The sequence below is a fragment of the Blastococcus sp. MG754426 genome, from assembly GCF_021699055.1.
Taxonomy (GTDB): domain Bacteria; phylum Actinomycetota; class Actinomycetes; order Mycobacteriales; family Geodermatophilaceae; genus Blastococcus.
The window spans coordinates 1-4,061 of record NZ_SSXC01000133.1; the positions used below are offsets into that span (position 1 = coordinate 1).

At 75.6% G+C, this 4,061-nt stretch carries 5 protein-coding genes; 1 reads left to right on the plus strand and 4 read right to left on the minus strand.

Annotation, left to right across the window (positions count from 1 at the left end; translation table 11 throughout):
• Window positions 1–184: 184 nt before the first annotated feature.
• Entirely contained in the window at window positions 185–904 is a 720-nt protein-coding gene (locus tag E9549_RS22405) for a PIG-L deacetylase family protein (RefSeq protein WP_236828804.1), read from the minus strand.
• Window positions 905–924: 20 nt separating this feature from the next.
• On the minus strand, window positions 925–1,284 hold the full coding sequence (locus tag E9549_RS22410; RefSeq protein WP_236828805.1) for a hypothetical protein: 360 nt from the start codon (window positions 1,282–1,284) through the stop codon (window positions 925–927).
• A 24-nt stretch (window positions 1,285–1,308) separates the two neighbouring features.
• Here E9549_RS22410 and E9549_RS22415 point away from each other — a divergent pair, with 24 nt between their 5' ends.
• Window positions 1,309–2,064: a sulfite exporter TauE/SafE family protein gene (locus tag E9549_RS22415; RefSeq protein ID WP_236828806.1), complete on the plus strand. Its 756-nt coding sequence runs from the start codon at window positions 1,309–1,311 to the stop codon at window positions 2,062–2,064.
• A gap of 44 nt (window positions 2,065–2,108) precedes the next feature.
• Here E9549_RS22415 and E9549_RS22420 read toward each other — a convergent pair whose 3' ends face one another.
• The gene (locus tag E9549_RS22420) at window positions 2,109–3,203 is read right to left on the minus strand and encodes a bifunctional RNase H/acid phosphatase (protein ID WP_236828807.1); all 1,095 of its coding nucleotides are present in this window, start codon (window positions 3,201–3,203) and stop codon (window positions 2,109–2,111) included.
• Window positions 3,200–3,940: a zinc ribbon domain-containing protein gene (locus E9549_RS22425; RefSeq protein WP_236828808.1), complete on the minus strand. Its 741-nt coding sequence runs from the start codon at window positions 3,938–3,940 to the stop codon at window positions 3,200–3,202. Before E9549_RS22425 ends, E9549_RS22420 begins: the two co-directional genes overlap by 4 nt.
• Window positions 3,941–4,061: the final 121 nt, after the last annotated feature.

Consider the following 4,061-nt stretch of genomic DNA (forward strand, 5'->3'; position numbering starts at 1 on the left):
CCCACCGGGCTACCGCGTCCTCACCACACCACCCCAACCACCACCGGACCCGGCCGACCGGACACCCGACCCCGACGACGACCCACCACCCTTCTGACCCACCCGGTCAGCGCGACCCGAGCCGTGCTGACCGGGTGGGCGGGGCCCGCGGTTGCCGGCATGCAGGCCGAGCACGCGACGAGGCCTACCCCCAGTAGAGCCGGAAGCCCACGCGTCGCCGGCCGTCCTCGGTCAACGTGGACATGTCGACGATCTGCCGGGCCTGCACGTCGACCGGGTCGTCCGAGAGGAGTTCCAGGTAGCGCCGGTGCTCGGCCAGCGACGCGACCGCCGTCTCGACCTGGTCGCTGACGTCCACCTCGTGCGGCGGGTCGGTCAGCTCGCCGACCGCGATGTACTGGACGCCGGACCACCGCTCCTCGGTGAGCTCCGGGAAGATCCACTCGTTGCCCGCATCGGCGACGGCGTCCAGCACCGACTGCCCGAGGGCCTGGTGGTCGGCGGAGTTGAGGTAGGCCGGTGACACCCCCGGCGGGGTCCACGTCGGCCCGAAGTACCCGGTGACGACGAGCTCGGGCCGGTGCCGCCGGATGGCCGCGGCGAGATCGCGGCGCAGCTCGGGCCCGGCGACCAGCACGCCGTCCCGGTGGTCGAGGAACTCCACCTCGGTGACCCCGACGACCGCCGCCGACCGCCGCTCCTCCTGCTCGCGGATCGGCCCTGCCTCCGCCGGTGGGACGCCGGCCATCCCCGCCTCGCCGCGGGTAGCCAGGAGGTAGTGCACCTCCTTGCCCCCGGCCGTCCAGGTGGCGACGGCGGCGGCGAGGCCGTACTCGATGTCGTCGGGGTGGGCGGCCACGACGAGGGCGCGCTGCCAGTCGTCGGGCATGCGGGTGGGCGGCATGTGCCGAGTCTGCCCCCGGGTCAGCGTCCGCGGGCCACCCGGAACGCTGCCGCCACCAGCGGGACCTGCAGGGGCAGCCGCACCGCGGCCGCGGCCAGCACCGGCGGTCTCCCGCGCCCGAGCCGCAGGTGGTGCAGGTGCGCGGGCACGAACGCCACCAGCAGCGCCGCGGCCGCCCAGCCACCGGCCCGCCGGCTGCGCGGGGCGGCGAGGAGGGCCGCGGTGCCGATCTCGGCGGCCCCGCTGGCCAGCACCCAGGCGCGCGCCTGCCCGAGCTCCGGCGGCACCAGCCACTCGTACGTGCGCGGGCGCACCAGGTGCAGCACCCCCGACCCGCCCAGCAGGACTGCCAGCCACGTCGCGCTCCCCGGCTTCCGCACCCGACCACCGTAGGGTGACCCGCCGTGAGCGCCGTCGACCTGCTGGTGGTGGCCGGCGTGGCCCTCCTCGCCGGGGGCGTGAACTCCGTCGCCGGTGGCGGGTCGTTGATCCTCTTCCCCACGCTGGTGGCGCTCGGGCTGGGCACCGTCGAGGCAAACGTGACCAACTCCGTCGCCCAGTGGCCCGGCTACCTCGGCGGCGTGGTGGGCTTCCGCCGCGAGTACCGGGGGCAGTTCCGGCGGCTGCTGCTGTTCTCGCTGGTCGCCGTCGTCGGCGGGACGATCGGCAGCATCCTGCTGCTGGTCCTGCCGTCGTCCGCGTTCGACGTGGTCGCCCCCGTGCTGGTGCTGCTGGCCAGCCTGCTGCTGGCCGTGCAGCAGGTCCTCACGAGGAAGCTGGGCGTCCGCCCCGGTGGAGACGGGACGCACAACCCCTGGTGGCTCTACCTCGCCCTGCTCGCCGCGACGATCTACGGGGGCTACTTCGGCGGTGCGCTGGGCGTGATCCTGGTCGCCGTCCTCGGCCTGGGGCTGGGGCGGCTCAAGCTGGCCAACGCCCTGAAGTCGGCGCTCTCCGCGGTCACCGCCACGGTCACCCTCGTCGTCTTCGGCCTCTTCGGCGACGTGCACTGGGTGGCGGTGGCCGTGGCCGCCCCGGCCGGTCTCGTCGGCGGGTTCCTCGGGGCCCGGATCGCCACCCGCATCCCCGTCACGCCGCTGCGCGCGTTCATCGTCGTCTTCGGGCTCGCCGTCTCGGTCTACCTGTTCCTCCGCATCTGACCCGGCCGCCGCCCGGCAACGCCGGCCCGCCGGCGCCCGGGACCTCAGCGCAGGTGCGCGGTGTCGTTCAGCAGCCGCACCGACGAGCGCCCGTCGGAGGACCAGGTCACGGTGCACAGCGACGCCGCCTCCAGGAACACCCGGTGGACGACGTCGTCGCCCGCACCGAGCCCGGCGGCGAGCAGCAGCTTGATCGGCGTGACGTGGCTGACGACCAGGACGGTCCGCCCCGCGTGTCGGCTGAGGACCCGCTGCCGCGCGGCGGCCACCCGGCGGGCGACGTCGGCGATCGACTCCCCACCGGGAGCGGCCACCGTCACGTCGGCCATGAACCGGCGCACGCCCAGGGGGTGCCGGGCCCGCGCCTCGTCGGCGGTGAGCCCCTCGAGGTCGCCGAAGTCCAGCTCGACCAGGTCGTCGTCGAACTCGACCGGGAGGCCCAGCCGCGCGGCCACGATCTCGGCGGTCTCCCGGGTGCGGCGCAGCGGCGAGGCGACGACGACGTCGATGCCGAGCTGCGCGGCCCGCTCCCCCGCCGCCTCGGCCTCGGCCCGGCCGGTCCGCGACAGCGGCAGCTCGTTGCGGCCGCTGAACCGGCGCTCGGGGGTGTGCTCGGTCTGCCCGTGGCGCAGCAGGTGCGTGACGGTGGTGACGACGGGCGCCGGCTCCGCGGTCGGCTGGACGTCGTCCTCGCTCACGGTGGGCTCCGCGGCGGCGTCCCGGTGCACCGGCCGGCCGTCCATCGCGCTGTTGGCCAGGGCGTCGGCGGCGCCGTTCTGCGCGCGCGGCACCCACGTGTAGCGGACGCCGCCCAGCTTCCGGGCGATCGCGCGGGCCTGCAACGCCAGCTGCTGCATGTCGGGGTGCTTGATCTTCCAGCGCCCCGACATCTGCTCGACGACCAGCTTGGAGTCCATGCGCACCTCGACCTCGGCCGAGGCGTCGAGGTCCAGCGCCGCCTGCAGCCCGGCGACCAGCCCGCCGTACTCGGCGACGTTGTTGGTCGCGCGGCCCACCGACGCGGCGCGCTCGGCCAGCACCCGCCCGGTGTCCGCGTCCCGCACGAGGGCGCCGTAGCCGGCCGGCCCCGGGTTGCCCCGCGAACCGCCGTCGGCCTCCACGACGAACCGGCGGCTCACAGGCCGCTCTCGGCGGTGCGGACCAGGATCCGCCCGCAGTTCTCGCACCGGACCACCTCGTGCGGGTCGGCGTTGCGGACCGCCGCCAGCTCCCGGCCGTTGAGCTCGATGCGGCACCCCTGGCACTGGCGGGCGCGGAGCATCGCCGCGCCGGTCGTGCCGGTCTGCGCGCGCACCCGGTCGTACAGCGCCAGCAGCGGCGCGGGCAGGCCACCGGCGACCGCGGCGCGGGCGCTCTCGTGCCGGCTGGTGCCGTCGGCGATGTCGGCGAGCGCGTCGTCGCGCAGCTGCTGGGCACGCTCCAGCTCGCCGCGCGCCTGCTCCCGCGCCTCCTGGGCCGCCCGCAGCGTCGCCTCGGCGGTCTCCAGCCGCTCCATCAGCTCGAGCTCCTGGTCCTCCAGGGTCGACTGCCGCCGGGCCAGCGACTCCAGCTCCAGCTGCAGGCTCGTCGTCTCCCGGGCGGTGACCCCGCCGGCGTCCAGGCGCTGCTGGTCGCGCGCCGCGCGCTGCCGGACCGTCTCGACGTCGGCCTCCAGGCGGGCGACCTCGCGCTGCAGGTCGCGCACCTCGGTCTCGGCCCGGACGACGTCGTCGGCGAGCGTCCGCTCGGTCTCCGCCGCGGCCTCCGCGGCCGCCGCCTCCGGCAGGGTCCGGCGCCGGTGGGCGAGCTGGGTCAGCGCGACGTCCTCCGCCGCGAGCTCCAGGAGCTTCTGCTGCTCGAAATGGTCCACCTTCACGAGGTCAACCTACCTGCGGCCCGGACGCTCCTATGCCGGGTCAAGCCGCTGCGGGTGGTGATTCGAGGCGTCGGTAGAGCTCGCGGGCGATGTAGCGCTTGAGGCAGCGCTTGATCTCCCG